General features: G+C 74.2%; 14 protein-coding genes and 1 rRNA gene. 3 read left to right on the top strand and 12 right to left on the bottom strand.

The features are described 5' to 3' along the window. Nucleotides 1–57: 57 nt before the first annotated feature. On the bottom strand, nucleotides 58–1,005 hold the full coding sequence (locus E4P38_RS22490; protein ID WP_135134220.1) for a copper transporter: 948 nt from the start codon (nucleotides 1,003–1,005) through the stop codon (nucleotides 58–60). Beyond that, complete coding sequence (gene steA, locus E4P38_RS22485; RefSeq protein ID WP_135134219.1) at nucleotides 1,002–2,189, bottom strand: putative cytokinetic ring protein SteA; 1,188 nt, start codon at nucleotides 2,187–2,189, stop codon at nucleotides 1,002–1,004. The genes E4P38_RS22490 and steA overlap by 4 nt, the downstream gene beginning before the upstream one ends. 285 nt (nucleotides 2,190–2,474) lie before the next feature. Here steA and E4P38_RS22480 point away from each other — a divergent pair, with 285 nt between their 5' ends. Continuing rightward, nucleotides 2,475–3,209, top strand: coding sequence for a TetR/AcrR family transcriptional regulator (locus tag E4P38_RS22480; protein ID WP_245161239.1), 735 nt, complete (start codon nucleotides 2,475–2,477; stop codon nucleotides 3,207–3,209). A gap of 12 nt (nucleotides 3,210–3,221) precedes the next feature. Here E4P38_RS22480 and E4P38_RS22475 read toward each other — a convergent pair whose 3' ends face one another. The 5 genes from E4P38_RS22475 to E4P38_RS22455 all read right to left on the bottom strand — a co-directional run bounded on the left by E4P38_RS22475 (nucleotide 3,222) and on the right by E4P38_RS22455 (nucleotide 7,837). Beyond that, on the bottom strand, nucleotides 3,222–3,938 hold the full coding sequence (locus E4P38_RS22475) for a methyltransferase (protein WP_135134218.1): 717 nt from the start codon (nucleotides 3,936–3,938) through the stop codon (nucleotides 3,222–3,224). 78 nt (nucleotides 3,939–4,016) lie between these two features. Continuing rightward, nucleotides 4,017–5,810 carry a DNA repair protein RecN gene (gene recN / locus E4P38_RS22470; protein WP_135134217.1) on the bottom strand — a complete coding sequence of 598 codons (1,794 nt, stop codon included), beginning with the start codon at nucleotides 5,808–5,810 and terminating at the stop codon, nucleotides 4,017–4,019. After that, complete coding sequence (locus E4P38_RS22465; protein WP_135134216.1) at nucleotides 5,785–6,828, bottom strand: NAD kinase; 1,044 nt, start codon at nucleotides 6,826–6,828, stop codon at nucleotides 5,785–5,787. The genes recN and E4P38_RS22465 overlap by 26 nt, the downstream gene beginning before the upstream one ends. Next, the gene (locus tag E4P38_RS22460) at nucleotides 6,825–7,622 is read right to left on the bottom strand and encodes a TlyA family RNA methyltransferase (RefSeq protein WP_135134215.1); all 798 of its coding nucleotides are present in this window, start codon (nucleotides 7,620–7,622) and stop codon (nucleotides 6,825–6,827) included. The genes E4P38_RS22465 and E4P38_RS22460 overlap by 4 nt, the downstream gene beginning before the upstream one ends. Next, the gene (locus E4P38_RS22455) at nucleotides 7,622–7,837 is read right to left on the bottom strand and encodes a hypothetical protein (RefSeq protein ID WP_135134214.1); all 216 of its coding nucleotides are present in this window, start codon (nucleotides 7,835–7,837) and stop codon (nucleotides 7,622–7,624) included. The genes E4P38_RS22460 and E4P38_RS22455 overlap by 1 nt, the downstream gene beginning before the upstream one ends. A 125-nt stretch (nucleotides 7,838–7,962) precedes the next feature. On the opposite strand from E4P38_RS22455, the gene E4P38_RS22450 reads away from it, so the two are divergent. Continuing rightward, a complete protein-coding gene (locus E4P38_RS22450) occupies nucleotides 7,963–8,280 on the top strand; it encodes an SCP2 sterol-binding domain-containing protein (protein WP_245161238.1) in 318 nt (105 codons plus the stop codon). 3 nt (nucleotides 8,281–8,283) lie between these two features. Here E4P38_RS22450 and E4P38_RS22445 read toward each other — a convergent pair whose 3' ends face one another. Both E4P38_RS22445 and E4P38_RS22440 read right to left on the bottom strand, forming a co-directional pair. Then, nucleotides 8,284–9,375, bottom strand: coding sequence for an HAD-IIA family hydrolase (locus E4P38_RS22445; RefSeq protein WP_135134212.1), 1,092 nt, complete (start codon nucleotides 9,373–9,375; stop codon nucleotides 8,284–8,286). Further along, nucleotides 9,372–9,824, bottom strand: a complete 453-nt coding sequence (locus tag E4P38_RS22440; protein ID WP_245161237.1) for a tetratricopeptide repeat protein — start codon at nucleotides 9,822–9,824, stop codon at nucleotides 9,372–9,374. The genes E4P38_RS22445 and E4P38_RS22440 overlap by 4 nt, the downstream gene beginning before the upstream one ends. 24 nt (nucleotides 9,825–9,848) lie before the next feature. Between E4P38_RS22440 and E4P38_RS22435 the strand changes: the two genes are divergently transcribed. After that, nucleotides 9,849–11,150: a DUF1015 domain-containing protein gene (locus E4P38_RS22435; RefSeq protein ID WP_135134221.1), complete on the top strand. Its 1,302-nt coding sequence runs from the start codon at nucleotides 9,849–9,851 to the stop codon at nucleotides 11,148–11,150. A gap of 15 nt (nucleotides 11,151–11,165) precedes the next feature. Here the strand turns inward: E4P38_RS22435 and E4P38_RS22430 are convergent, their stop codons facing one another. From E4P38_RS22430 to rrf, 3 genes are all read right to left on the bottom strand, one after another. Continuing rightward, complete coding sequence (locus tag E4P38_RS22430) at nucleotides 11,166–11,525, bottom strand: single-stranded DNA-binding protein (protein ID WP_135134211.1); 360 nt, start codon at nucleotides 11,523–11,525, stop codon at nucleotides 11,166–11,168. A gap of 99 nt (nucleotides 11,526–11,624) precedes the next feature. After that, a complete protein-coding gene (locus E4P38_RS22425; protein WP_135134210.1) occupies nucleotides 11,625–12,560 on the bottom strand; it encodes a Replicase polyprotein 1ab in 936 nt (311 codons plus the stop codon). Between the two features lie 1,345 nt (nucleotides 12,561–13,905). Next, nucleotides 13,906–14,019 (bottom strand): 5S ribosomal RNA (rrf, locus tag E4P38_RS22420); the annotation flags it as partial.

Genomic DNA, 14,019 nt, shown 5'->3' with positions numbered 1-14,019 from the left:
GGGCCGCGCGGGCGGCCAGGGCCCCGGCCAGGCCCAGCCGTGCGTTGCGCGCCGCCGTCATGGCGTCGCGGCGGGCACCGGCGGGACCGGCTGGGTGTCCTCCCCGGTGCCGTACTTCCCGGAGGTGCCTTCGCCCTCGCGTCCCAGCGCCAGGACGGTGCTGATGCGCCCGGCGGCGGTGTCGACGTTGTCGACGGTGGAGACGGCCGCCGAGAGCGTGGTGTCGGAGCGGAACAGGCCGACGAGGCCGTTCTCTCCTGCCGAGGCGGCATCCCCGGCCACCACCGCACCGGACCCGGCGGTGTCGAGGGCCGTCACGAGGTCGGCGACCGTGTCGTTGCGCTCGGCAGCGTCCTCGCCGGAGAAGGCACCGGCGGTGAGGACGACGGCGTAGTCCGCGGGGGCGATGGAGTCGCCTTCGGGGGTGAGCACGTCTAGTGCGGTGAGCCCGGCCATGACCGAGGAGACGGCGGCCGCGTCCGGCGCGACGCCGGCCGGCGGGATCATCAGCACCTGGGCGAGCAGCGAGCCGACCAGCTGACCGGCGTCGTCGACCGCCGGGAGCTGGACGCCGCTGGGCAGGCCCGAGCCGGTGACGTAGTTCTGCAGGCTCGTCGCCGTCGAGGGGTCGCTGTACTCCGGCTGAAGGGTCAGCGTCCCGCTCACGGTGCCACCGGCGTCCCCGATCAGTGTCGTGACCTGGTCGACCGTCTCGGGTGCGACGTCCTCGTTGGTGACGACGAGGAGGACCCGGCTGCTGGTGAGGGTGCCGTCGACGAGCGCGGGTGCGACGGCCTCCTCGAAGGCGTCGGAGGTGTCCAGCTGGGCCTGGAGGTTCTGGGTCCGGTCCTCGAGCGAGCGCTTGTCCTGCTCGAGGTCGCTGACCTGGTTCTTGATGTCGGCCAGGATCGGCTCGTTGAGCGCGGTGGTGCCGATGACGATGCCCAGTGCGACGGCCAGGAAGACGGCGATCAGCGAGACCAGGTGATAGCGGAAGTCGATCACGAGAAGAGGTTCTCCAACCAGAACAGGAAGCTGTTCCATTGGTCGAGCAGGAGGTCGAGGTAGACCTGCCCGGCCGCGGACACGGCGATGGCCGAGCCGATGGCGATGAAGGCGGCGAGGACGAGGACCACGAGCGCGGCCGTCGAGATGCGGCTGCGGTAGAGGCGGCTCACGCCCTTCGCGTCGACGAGCTTGCCCCCCAGCCGTAGCCGGGTGAGGAAGGTGGAGGCCATGCCCCCGCGGCCCTTGTCCAGGAACTCGACCAGGGTGGCGTGGGTGCCGACGGCGACGATGAGGCGGGCGCCCTTCTCGTCCGCCAGGAGCATCGCGATGTCCTCGCTGGTGGCCGAGGCGGGGAAGGTGATCGCCTCGACCCCGAGGTCCTGCACCCGGGCGAGCCCGGGAGCGCGGCCGTCGGCATAGGCGTGCACGACCACCTCGGCGCCGCAGGTGAGCGAGTCGTCGCTGACGGAGTCCATGTCTCCGACGATCATGTCCGGCTGGTAGCCGGCCTCGCGGAGCGCGTCGGCCCCGCCGTCGACGCCGATCAGGACCGGGCGGTAGTCCCGGATGTAGGGGCGGAGGGCCGCCAGGTCCTCCTTGTAGTCGTAGCCGCGGACCACGACCAGCACGTGCCGGCCCTCGATCTGCGTGACGACGTCGGGCACGCCGACGCCGTCGAGCAGGAGCGCGCGCTCCCGCTTCATGTACTCCATCGTGTTGGCCGCGAACGCCTCGAGCTGGACCGACAGGCCCGCCTTCGCCTCGGCCATCGCGGCGGAGACGGTCTCGTCGTCCTGGGCGATGCCCTCGGCGAGCACCGTGCCGTCGTCGGCGAGCAGCTGGGCGCCGTCGAGCCGGACGTGGGTGCCCTCCTTCAGGCGGGAGAACACCTCGCGGCCGACGTCGTCCAGCAGCGGGATGCCGGCGGCCAGCAGGATCTCGGGACCGAGGTTGGGATAGCGCCCGGAGATGCTCGGCGCGGCGTTGACGACCCCGGCCACCTTGCAGCCGACCAGCGCGTCGGCGCTCACGCGGTCGATGTCGACATGGTCGATGACGGCGATGTCGCCGGGGCGCAGCCGCTTGGTCAGGTTCTTCGTGCGACGGTCCAGGCGGGCGGTGCCGCCGACGCCGGGCCCCGCGTCCTCGGTCCGGCCGCGCCGAAGGGTGCCGATGCGCATGGCCCGCATCGTTTCACGCCCTCCTGAGGGCCCCGCCGTCCGACGCGCAATCGCGACCTGTCAGTTACTCACCGTGTCCGACACCACGGGAGCAGCGACACGCCCGCATCGCGGCCTCCGGTGCCCGAGCGGGACCGTTACCTGCTCGTGACTAGCGTTGCGGATGTGACTGGAGTGGCCCACGCCCTGCCCCGAACCGCACCCCTACCTGGGCAGTCGTCCGCCGGGGAGACCGCATCCGCGGCCCCGGCGCGAGGCCCTGCCGCGAGTCCGTCGACGGGAGCAGTGATCCGGGCGGTCCCCGCTGTCCGCGCCGAACCTGCCGCGTCGCCGGCGCCGGTCGAGACGCAACCAGCAGGAAAGGGCCGTCGCCGGGGGCGTGCCGAACGTGGCCCCGGCCGGCGGGAGCTGCGCCGCCAGGAGACCCGGGCCAGCATCGTCGACGCCGCCGCCGAGCTGTTCGCCGAGCGCGGGTTCGACGCCGTGAGCGTCATGGAGATCGCGAAGCGCGCCGGGGTGGTCGAGAAGACGGTCTTCAACCACTTCCCGGTCAAGGAGGGGCTGGTCTTCGACGCCGACCCGCCGATGCGCGCGGCGCTGCTGGACGCCGTCCGTCGCCGGCCGTCCGGGGAGTCGGTGTCCGCCGCGGCTGGGAGCTTCGTCGTGTCGGCCATCGGCATGCTCGGCTCCCCCGAGGCGGCCGAGGGCGTCGCGCAGATGGCGCGCGTCATCCGGGGCAGCCGCGTCCTGCAGGTGCGCGAGCGGGAGATCCTGGGAGAGCTGACGAACTCCCTCGCCGGCCTGATCGCGGAGGAGACCGGGGCGCGGCCGGGGCAGGTCGAGCCGTGGCTGGCCGCGCACGCCGTCCTCGGGCTGTACGCCTCGCTGCTGGAGCTGGCCCGGGACCGGGTCCTCGACGGGGTCGGGGGCTCGGAGCTCACCGCCGAACTGCTGCGGCAGGGCCGGCGCGGCCTCTCGCTGCTGCAGTTCGGGCTCGCCGGCTACGCGAAGCGGAGATGAGTCCCGGCCGACTCAGACCCTGATCTGCAGGCTGCGGAGGAGCTGGTCGGCGCGGTCGCCGGGGACGTCGGGGTTCCGGGTGAAGAGGGCGACGGCGACCATGTAGCCGTCCGTACCGGCCCAGCCGCGGCCCTGGGCGCAGATCCGCTCGATCTGGCGGCGGACCTTGGGCTCGTTGCTGTACGGGCCGAAGTCCAGGCCCATCGCCAGGAAGTTGGCGACGCGGTAGCCGTGGTCCTCGGCCGTGCGCACCGTCGCCTCCGGGTCGGAGTAGCTCGCCACGGCGGCGATGACATTGTCGTAGCCCGCCTTGAGGAGCTGGAGCACGAGGTCGTTGCCGTGGACACCGCCCCAGAGTTCCGGCATCAGGATGTCGCGGTCGGGGGCCGGGATGTAGGGCGGGTTGGAGATGACCGTCGACACCGGCGGGCCACCGGCGGAGTCGGCCTGGTCGAAGAAGTCGCCGAGCTCGACGGTGTAGCGGTCGGCGATGCCCCGCGCGGCGATGTTGGCGCGGGCCGTCTCGACCGACGGTGCGCTGATGTCGAATCCACGGACGCGGAGCGCGGGCAGCGCGTTGACGACCTCGCCGATCGCCGTGGCGTCCCCGGTGCCGAGCTCGACGACGCCGTCGGTCTCCCAGTTCAACTGGGAGCGGTACTGCTCGAGCAGCATGCAGACCGAGAATCCGTAGTGCGCCGATTCGTCGGCGGAGGAGAAGCAGCTCACGACGGCCACCTACCCCGGTACCGGAACGACCACGCGCGGCATCACTCGTACGTGGCACGCGCCACACTCGTCCCCGGGTCAGCGCCTGGCCTCGGCGGCGACGGTCAGGAGTTCGCGAGCGTGCGCCTGGCCCGTGTCGCTGTCGGTGAGGCCGGAGAGCATCCGCGCCAGCTCCCGCACGCGGTCCTCGCTGTCCACCGCGCGGATGTCCGTGGCGGTGACCCCGGCGCCGGTGTCGGGGGTCTTGTCGACGACGATGTGGGTGTCGGCGAAGGCCGCGACCTGCGCGAGGTGCGTGACGACGACGACCTGGTGCCTGCGGGCCAGCCGCGCCAGCCGCCGGCCGATCTCGCCGGCCGCCTGACCGCCGACGCCGGCGTCCACCTCGTCGAAGACCATGACCGGCACGGGGTCGGCGCCCGCGAAGACGACCTCGATCGCCAGCATGACCCGGGACAGCTCACCGCCGGAGGCGCCCTTGTGCACCGGCCGCGCCGGGGCGCCGGGGTGGGCGGCGAGCAGCAGGGCGACCTCGTCGATGCCCTCGGCGCCCGGGTCGTCGGGGTGGCTGTCGACGGAGAACGAGACCGTCGCGCTCTTCATGGCCAGGCCGGCCAGCTCGGCGCCGACCTCCGCGGCGAAGCCGTCCGCGGCGGCTCGGCGGCCGGCCGACACCTGCGCCCCCAGCTCGTCGACCTCGGCCCGCGCGGTGTCCCGGGCGGCCGCCAGCGCCTCGAGTGCCTCGTCGGAGACGTCGAGCTGGGACAGCTTGTGGGCGGCGTCCTCGGCCCAGGCGAGGACGCCCGCCAGTCCCTCGCCTGCTCCGGCGTACTTGCGGACCAGCGCGGTGATGACCGCTCGCCGGTCCAGGACCTCGGCGAGGCGGCCGGGGTCGGCGTCCAGGTCCGCGACGTAGCCGGCCAGCTGCGCGGCGACGTCGGAGACGACGGCGACGGCGTCGGCCACGTCCTGCGCGAGAAGGACGAGTGCGGGGTCGTCGGAGGCGGCGAGCGCCCGCTGCGCGATGGACAGTGCGGCCGTCGCGTCCTGCGGGAGGTCGTCGCCGCCGAGGTCGCCGGTGACGTCACCGACGAGCGACGCCCGCGCCTCGTCAGCGGCGGCACGAAGCGCGTCGGCGTCGCTGAGCCGCTTGGCCTGGGTGTCGAGGTCGGCATCCTCCCCCGGCTCCGGCGCGACGGCCTCGATCTCGTCCAGCCCGTGCCGCAGGACGTCGGCGGCCTGGGCGAGCTCACGCGCCTGGCTGCGGCGGCGCTCGAGATCGGCGGCGAGCTCACGCCAGCGCTGGTAGGCGAGGCGGTAACGGTCGAGCAGCTCCAGGTGTGCGGCGCCGGCGTAGCGGTCGAGCGCCCGGCGCTGCTCCGCCGGCCGCGACAGTCGCAGCTGGTCGGACTGGCCGTGCACCGCAAGGAGCCCTTCGGCGAGCTCGGCGACGACGCCCACGGGGACACTGCGGCCGCCGAGGAAGGCCCGGGACCGGCCCTCGGCGCTCACCGTGCGGGCGAGGATCAGGCTGCCGTCCTCGTCGGGGTCGGCGCCGGCATCGGCGGCGCGCTCCCATGCCGGAGAGTCCGCGGGCAGGACCAGGCGGCCCTCCACCCCCGCGCGACCGGCGGCACGGACCCGACCGGGGTCGGCGCGGCCGCCGAAGAGCAGCGTCAGTCCGGTCACGACCATCGTCTTGCCGGCGCCGGTCTCGCCCGTGACGACGGTGAGGCCGCTGCCCAGTTCCAGGGTGACGTCGTCGATCGAGCCCAGGCCGCGGATGCGCAGCTCGGTCAGCCGTCCGTGCGTCCCCGGCTCGTCGGGCGCCGGGGCGGGCCGGAGGTCAGGCGTCGTCGTCGGCGCTGGCACCGCTCCCCTCCCCTGCGCGCAGGACGTGGCCGTCGCCGGTGACGATGTCCCTGCCCAGGACGGTGCGGCTGGTGAACAGCTCGTGCCCCGGTCCGGCGTGGTGACGGGCGTCGCGGAAGCCGCGGACGGGCAGCCCGAACTTGGCCACCAGCCGGTCACCGAAGGTCGCCGCGTGCACGCGCGCGATGCGCACGGGGCGCTCCGCCCGCCGGACGTCGACCCGTCCGCCGTCCGGGATCTCGACCAGGCGCCGTCCGTCGGCCGAGACCCGGGCCCGGTTGCCGTCAGCCGGCACGGCCACGGTGAGGACGGAGTTCGGGGAGGTCACCAGGGGGCGGGCGAAGAGTGCGTGCGCGTTGCTCGGCACGAGTAGCAGCGCCTCGACATCGGGCCAGACCACCGGCCCGCCGGCGGAGAAGGCGTAGGCCGTCGAGCCGGTGGGGGTGGCGCAGAGGACGCCGTCGCAGCCGAAGCTGGTCAGCGGCCGGCCATCGATGGCGAGGACGACGTCGAGTACGCGGGAGCGCTCGGCCTTCTCGACCGAGACCTCGTTCAGGGCCCACGTGCCGCCGGTGACCGTCCCGTGGGCGTCGAGGACGTCGACCTCGAGGGCCAGGCGCTCCTCGACCGAGTACTCGCAGCGCTCGATCGCGATCAGCGTCTCCTCGACGGCCTCCGGCTCGGTCTCGGCCAGGAAGCCGACCCGGCCGAGGTTCACGCCCATCAGTGCGGCGTCGGTGTAACGGGCCAGTTCGGCGGCACGCAGGAACGTGCCGTCGCCGCCGAAGACCATCACGATCTCCGCGCCTCGGGCGGCGTCGGCATCGGCGGGCACGACCTCGGCGTCGGGGATGTCGAGGTCGGGGGCCTCGTCCTCCAGCAACCGGACGACGATCCCGCCGGCGGTCAGCCGTGCGGCCGAGGTGCGGGCCAGCTCGACGATGTCCCGCCGGCCGGTGTGCACCGTGAGCAGGACGCGGCGAGGCTCGTCCTGCTCCGGGTTCGCGCCCTCGGTCACTGCGGCCCCTCCTTCACTGCTCGTCGGACCTGGTCCTCCTGCGGGGCACCGGCGTCGCGGCGCAGCCACAGGAAGAACTCCACGTTGCCAGCCGGTCCGGGCAGCGGGCTCGCCACCACCCCCGCGGTCCCCCAGCCGAGGGACGCCGCGGACCGGGCGACCTCGAGCACGGCCTGCACCCGGTGCTCCGGGTCGCGGACCACTCCCCCGGCGCCGAGTCGCTCCCGGCCGACCTCGAACTGCGGCTTGACCATCGGCAGCAGGTCGGCGTCCTCCCGGGCACAGGCGGTCAGGGCGGGGAGCACCAGGCGCAGCGAGATGAAGGACAGGTCGGCGACCACCAGGCCGACGGTCCCGTCGATCGCCTCGGGCGTCAGGGTGCGGACGTTGGTGCGCTCCTGCACCCGGACCCGGTCGTCGGTCCGCAGGCTCCAGGCCAGCTCGCCGTAGCCGACGTCGACGGCGACGACCTCGGATGCGCCCTTGCTGAGCAGGACCTCGGTGAAGCCACCGGTCGAGGCGCCCGCATCCAGGGCCCGACGCCCCTCCACGACCACCGGGAAGGCATCCAGCGCCCCCAGCAGCTTGTGCGCGCCGCGGGAGACCCAGCTGGGCTGGTCGGGGTCCGTCCGCACGACGACCGGTGTGCCTGCCTCGACACCGGTCGCCGGCTTGGTGGCGGCGGCCCCGGCGACGGCGACCCGCCCCTCGGCGATGAGGGCGACGGCGTGCTCACGTGATCGGGCCAGGCCCCGCCGCACGAGCTCCGCGTCGAGTCGGCTGCGTCGCGCCATCAGAGCTGGTCGATCGTGCCGAGCTCCCGCTGGAGCCGGGAGTGCTCGGCTTCGAAGACAGCGACGTGCTCGGCGACCGGCTGCTCGTCCAGGTCGGCGAAGCGGTCCTCCCCCGTGCCACTGGGCTCCGGGGGCGGGGGGACGTCCGCCGGCGGCGGTGCGGCGACAGGCAGCGGCGGACCCGGAACAGGTCGCGTCGGGCTCTGCTCGGTCATGGTGGGAGGTTACCGGCCGCCGGGGACGGGCACGGGTGACCGCAGCCGGAGCGATAACGTCGCCGGACCCTGTTCGACGATCCACATCTGGGAGGCCGGCCCGCGTGGCGACGATGGACGAGTGCTTGACGGCCCTGAAGGGGATCCTCGGGGACATTGCGGCGCATCCGGCCGCGGCCGGGCTGGACCGCAGCCTGTCCTGCCGGCTGACCGACCTCGAGCAGGTCGTGCTCGGGCGGCTGAGCTCCGGATCGGTGCGCGACCTGCACGTAGTCCCTGCTGAGGACTCAGTTCCCAAGGCCGACATCCGCCTCACGATGAGCAGTGACGACCTGATCGCCCTGACCGACGGCCGCCTGCACTTCGGCAGCGCCTGGGCGACCGGGAAGGTCAAGCTGGAGGCGGGCCTTCGGGACCTGCTGAGGCTGCGCAAGATCCTCTGAGCCTCAGGCCGCGGTGCCGTCGGGCACCAGGCCCCATCGCTCGAGCCCGGCGGCGGCCCGCTCCCCGCGCGGGACGATCCGCGCCGGGGCACCGTCCGCCGGGTGCCGGGCCCAGTGCGCGACGCAGAGCGCCCGCAGGCCGTCCAGCTCGTCACCGTCCCCCTCGTCCTCCGGCCCGTCCGCCTCGAGGACCAGGACGTCGTCCGCCTCGGCAGGGCGGGCCGTCCAGCTCCTGCAGCGACGTCCCTGCCCTTCGGCGACGACGGCGGGATGCGGTGTCAGCAGACCGGCGGCATCGGCGGAGAGCAGGTCCGGCCGGTGGTCGGGCCGGGCGGCGAGGAGGGTGGCGGGGTCGGTCACCCCGGAGAAGACCAGCAGGCTGGCGGCCCCGGCACGACGGGCTCCCTCGATGTCGGTGTCCAGCCGGTCGCCCACGACGAGCGGGCGTCGCGCACCCGTCCGGCGGACGCATTCGGCGTGCATCGCCGGATCGGGCTTTCCGGTCACGAGGGGCGCCTGGCCGGTGACGTCGGTGACGACCCGGACCATCGCCCCGTTGCCCGGGAGCGGGCCGCGGGGAGAGGGGATCGTCGCGTCGAGGTTGGTCGCGACGTGCCGTGCGCCGTTGCGGATGGCCACGATCGCCTCGGCCAGCTGGACCCAGCCGACCCCGGGGCCGTAGCCCTGCACGACCGCAGCCGGCTCGTCCTCGGCCCGGTCCACGACGACCAGCCCGGCGGCGGTCAGCGCGGCGGCGACACCGGGGCCGCCCACGGGAAGGACCCGCGCCCCGGGCGCCAGCAGTCCGGCGACGACGGTCGCGGCCGCTTGGGAGCTGGTGATCACGTCATCGGCGGCGGCCGGCACGCCCAGCTCCGTCAGGTGGTGGGCGACCTCGTCGGGTGTTCGGGCGGCGTTGTTGGTGACGAAGCCCAGCCGCATGCCGGCCGTTCGGGCGGCGGCCAGGGCGTCGGGAACCCCGGGCACCGCCTCCGGTCCGACGTACACCACGCCGTCCAGGTCGAGCAGCGCCACGTCGTAGACGTCGCTCGGCGGGGCAGCACTGCCTGCAGCGAGTGGTTCGGATGGGGTCATGCGGACTCCGTCGCGCGTCGGGCGCGGACCCCTCGAAGGGCCCGCGCGTAGTGCCCGAGGTCCGGCCGCATCGCCACCGCAAGGGCGAGATGCTCTGCGGCCAGCCTGAGCTGGCCGGCCTTGCTCGCTGCAAGGCCGAGACCGAAATGGGCGTAGTCATCGGTGGGGTTCCGGGCGATCAAACCGGTGAAGGTGTCCATGGCGGCCTCGTACCGTCCGGCGTCGTAGTGCGCACGGGCGAGAGCCTCGAGGATGCTTCGGGACCCGGGTTCAGCCTCGGCGGCACGGCTGAGCAGGATGGCCGCCGCCGCCGGATCGCCGTTCCCGAGCAGATCGAGCCCGCGGCGGTACCACTCGTAGACGCCACCTTCGGGAGAGCTGTCCTCCGGCACCCGTCCTCCCTCTCCGGCCGAGCCGACCACCGCCTCGTCGGCGTCATGGAGCAGCACGCTCCTACGATCATTGTCGTGCCCATGTCGTCGGAGTCCCGATCGCTGGCGGCGTCGGGGCTGGAGATCCGGCCCTTCCGGGCCCTGACCTACCGGCAGCGGAACCCCGAGCACCTCGCCCGGGTGAGCTCGCCAGCCTACGACCTGGTGACCCCCACCAGCCGTGACCGGCTGGCCCACGCCGACCCGCACAACATCGTGCGGCTCATCCTCCCTCGCCCTGCGGACGGGGGCAGTGCAGCCAACGGGGATCCGGCACACCAGGCAGCCGTGATGCTGAGCAGCTGGCAGGACGACGGCGTTCTCGACCGCGACGACGAACTCGCGCTGTGGCTCTATGAACTGCAGCCCCCCGATGGCGCTCCCGCGACGGTGGGGTGGGTAGGCGCGGTCGCTCTCCCACCCGTCGGGTCGGCGGCTGTCCTGCCGCACGAGGACACCTACCCCGGCGCGGTCGAGGGCCGTCGCGCCCTGCTCGCGGCGACGGACACCGACCTGGAGCCCATCGTCCTGGCCCACGACCCGGAGCCGACGGTCGCCGCCCTCACCGAGGCCGCCCGGCGCGGCGACCCGACGCTCGAACTGCGGGACTCCGACGGCGTCGCCCACCGCCTGTGGCGGGTGACCAACCCCGCCACGCTGTCCCAGGTGACGGCGGCGCTCCGGTCGACCGGTGCGGTCATCGCCGACGGACACCATCGCTTCGCCGCAGCCCGGGCGAACTCGCGCGCCGAACCGCCTCGCGAGGGTAGCGACGCCGTGCTGGCGCTGGTGACCCCCATGGGTCCTGGCGGCCTGCGCGTGGCGCCGATCCACCGCGTCGTCCCCGACCTGGCTTTGGACGACGCACTGACGGCCGCTCACGGCGCGTTCCGCGTGGCCGCCCTGCCGGTCGGCGACGGTGACCAGATCGCGGTCGTGGCCGCGATCGACCGCTGGCTCGCGACCACGGACGAGTCCGGATTCCTCGTCACCGACGGGCACCGGCTCTTCCAGCTCACCCATCCGTCCGAGAGCGTGCTCGCCACGGTGCCCTCCGAGGCGCCGCCCGCCTGGCGCCACCTCGACGTCGTTCTCGCCCACCACGGGCTCCTCGCCGGGCTGTGGCAGCGCCGCGACGATCCCGAGTCTGTGCTCATAGCCCACACCGCCGAGGACGCGGTCCGCACCGCGGCCGAGCGGGGCGGTGTGGCGCTTCTGCTGCGGGCGCCCTCCCCGGAGGATGTTGCCGCGGTCGCTCGCGCCGGGGCGCGGATGCCCCGGAAGTCGACCCTGTTCGTCCCGAAGCCGCGGACAGGACTGGTCCTCCGGCCGCTGGCCGACTGACCAGCCGCAGCGCCGTCACGCGCTGCGCTCCTCGGAGCTGCCCGCAGAACGCGGCACCTTCCGCCCCCTGCGGCAGTTCACCTCGCAGACCGACGCGGTGCCGGTGCCCGTCCGCCAGAACCGGCGCTGCAACGCACCCTCCACCTCGACGACGTCACCGGGTTGCCACAGCGCCATGCGGCGCTGCAGCGCCCGGTCGTAGGTGATGCAGGACAGCACGTCGACCGACTGCCCGCGCGCCCGCGGCACCGGCCGGCGCACGACCAGCCGGAAGGTCAGCAGGTTGTCACCGCTGGGCAGAGTCCGGATCTCCGCCGGAGCAGAGACCCGGCCCCGCAGGACCACGTCGTTTCGGTCGATCACAGCCACGCTCATGCAGCGAGCCTGCTGTCCGGCCCGCTCCCGGCCCAGACCCCGATCTCATCTGTGGACGACGATGCGGGGTGTGGACGGGCCGCCGACGATGGTCAGAGGTCAGTGCTGTGCGTCGTCCGTGTCGTCGGAGGGCGTGTCCGTCGGCGGGTCGATCTCGCCGAGCAGTTCGGCGACCTCGGCCTCGACCTCGTCGTCGAAGCTCGCGCCCAGGCCATGGGCATCCTCGGGGAGCTCCTCGACGATCTCCGGACCTCCGGGGTGGTCAGACGTGCCGTTCTCGCTCTCGACCTCCACCTGAGGCTCAGCCTCGACAGCGGCATCGACGTCGTCCTCGAGACCGTCCTCGAGATCGATGAACTCGATCCCGAGACGGTCGACCGCGCCTGTGAGGTCCTCGGGGTCGGCGGCGGCGACGGCGGTCAGCCACGCCGCGGCCAGCTCCTCCTCGCCCTGGGACTGCAGGATGTCCGCGTAGGCCGACGCGAGCCGCACGCGCGCCGCGTCCGTCGCGTCGAGGGTGGACGGGTCGGGCCGGCCGCCCAGGGCGCTCTCGAGCACGAGACGCGCTGCCGCGTCCTCCCCGAGGTCCAGGCGCGCGCCGGATTCCACGATGCGCAGCTCGAGGGCCTCGCCGGCGTCGGGGTTGTCGGCGAGCGCCTCGGCGACCAGACGCAGGGCAACGTCCGCTCGTCCCAGGGCTCGCTCGCAGTCAGCGAGGACGGCGCGGTATCCCTGATCGCCACTCATCCGGCGGTACGCGCGGATCTCCCGAGCAGCCTCGGCGAAGTCACCGGCGTGGTACGCCGCGACCCCGACCGCCTCGCGGACGGCCGCAACACGGGACGCTCGGTCACGAGCGGCCCGGGCGTGTGCGAGGGCAGCCTCGGGGTCCTCGTCGACGAGGGTCCCCGCAGCCACCAGGTGGGCGGCGACCCGATCGGCGTTGCGGGGGTCGAGTCCCCGCAGGGCGCCGCGGACCGACGGATCCAGCTCGCGAGCGTCGACCCAGTCCGGGATCTCGGGTCCGGGCGGCAACGGCGGACGCCGGTCCTCGCGGTCGGCGCCAGGGCGGCCCTGACGATCGCCGGACGGGCGACGGTCCTGCCAGCTGCCGCCGACGCTGCGGGGCCCGCCGGAACGCTGGGGGCGGTCACCCTGGGGCTTCCGGTCCTGCCACTTCGGTCGATCCCCGGTCGGGCGGTCCCCCTGAGGCCGACGGTCGCCCCACTGACCCCTGGGGCTGGGGCGATCGCCCATCGGACGGTCCCCCGAAGGCGTGCGGTCCTGCCACTGCGGGCGGTCGCCGGTCGGCCGCTCACCCTGGGGACGGCGGTCCTGCCAGTTGCTGCCGCCGGCGCGCGGAGGGCCGGAACGCTGCGGTCGGTCGCCGGCAGGCCGGTCGCCCTGAGGACGGCGGTCCTGCCACTGCGGGCGGTCCCCGGTCGGCCGCTCACCCTGCGGACGGCGGTCCTGCCAGCTACTGCCGCCGGCGCGCGGAGAGCCGGAACGCTGCGGTCGGTCGCCGGCAGGCCGGTCGCCCTGAGGACGGCGGTCCTGCCACTGCGGGCGGTCGCCGGTCGGGCGGTCGCCCTGGGGACGGCGGTCCTGCCAGTTGCTGCCGCCGGCGCGCGGAGCGCCGGAACGCTGCGGTCGGTCGCCGGCAGGCCGCTCGCCCTGGGGACGGCGGTCCTGCCAGTTGCTGCCGCCGGCGCGCGGAGGGCCGGAACGCTGCGGTCGGTCGCCGGCAGGCCGGTCCCCCTGGGGACGGCGGTCCTGCCACTGCGGACGGTCCCCAGTCGGGCGGTCGCCCTGGGGGCGGCGGTCCTGCCAGCTACTGCCGCCCGCGCGCGGGGCCCCAGAACGCTGGGGACGGTCGCCGGTCGGCCGGTCGCCCTGGGGGCGGCGGTCCTGCCACTGCGGGCGGTCACCGGTCGGCCGGTCGCCCTGCGGACGGCGGTCCTGCCACTGCGGACGGTCCCCGGTGCGCGGGGTGCTCGGACGTTGCGGACGGCCACCCTGGGGGCGGCGGTCCTGCCAGCCGGCCGTTTCGTCACGGGAGCCGCTGGAACGGCCGCCTCGCGACGCATCGCCCTCGCCCTGCGGACGAGGACGGCGGTCACCGGCTCCGGCGGGGCCTCCGCGCGATGCCGATCCACTCCGAGGGGCACCTGAGCCCCTCGGGTTGCCGGCGCCGCGGCCGTCTCCGGAACCGCGGCCGCCGCGGGGTCCACCAGGACCGCGTCGCGGAGTAGTCATGATTTGTTGGTACCTCTTCGATTGGCGGCGCGCACGTTCAGCAAGTCGCTGACAGCATCAGCCGGACATAACAACGCGAACGGGGGCCAGAGCACGTGGCTCTGACCCCCGTTCGGTAATGGTTGTCCGGCGGCGTCCTACTCTCCCACCCCGTCTCCAGGGCAGTACCATCGGCGCTGAGAGGCTTAGCTTCCGGGTTCGGAATGAGACCGGGCGTTTCCCTCTCGCCATGGCCGCC

Source organism: Blastococcus sp. CT_GayMR16, from assembly GCF_004570875.1.
Taxonomy (GTDB): domain Bacteria; phylum Actinomycetota; class Actinomycetes; order Mycobacteriales; family Geodermatophilaceae; genus Blastococcus_B.
The sequence above is the reverse complement of the archived record's forward strand: the minus strand, read 5'-3'. Positions and strand labels throughout refer to the sequence as shown.

What these genes read in the sequence shown, in the direction of transcription:
- steA (WP_135134219.1), bottom strand. Translation starts at nt 2,189, where the DNA reads ATGCGCATCGGCACCCTTCGGCGCGGCCGGACCGAGGACGCGGGGCCC.
- E4P38_RS22460 (WP_135134215.1), bottom strand. Translation starts at nt 7,622, where the DNA reads ATGGCGCGACGCAGCCGACTCGACGCGGAGCTCGTGCGGCGGGGCCTG.
- E4P38_RS22455 (WP_135134214.1), bottom strand. Translation starts at nt 7,837, where the DNA reads ATGACCGAGCAGAGCCCGACGCGACCTGTTCCGGGTCCGCCGCTGCCT.
- E4P38_RS22445 (WP_135134212.1), bottom strand. Translation starts at nt 9,375, where the DNA reads ATGACCCCATCCGAACCACTCGCTGCAGGCAGTGCTGCCCCGCCGAGC.
- E4P38_RS22435 (WP_135134221.1), top strand. Translation starts at nt 9,849, where the DNA reads ATGTCGTCGGAGTCCCGATCGCTGGCGGCGTCGGGGCTGGAGATCCGG.
- E4P38_RS22430 (WP_135134211.1), bottom strand. Translation starts at nt 11,525, where the DNA reads ATGAGCGTGGCTGTGATCGACCGAAACGACGTGGTCCTGCGGGGCCGG.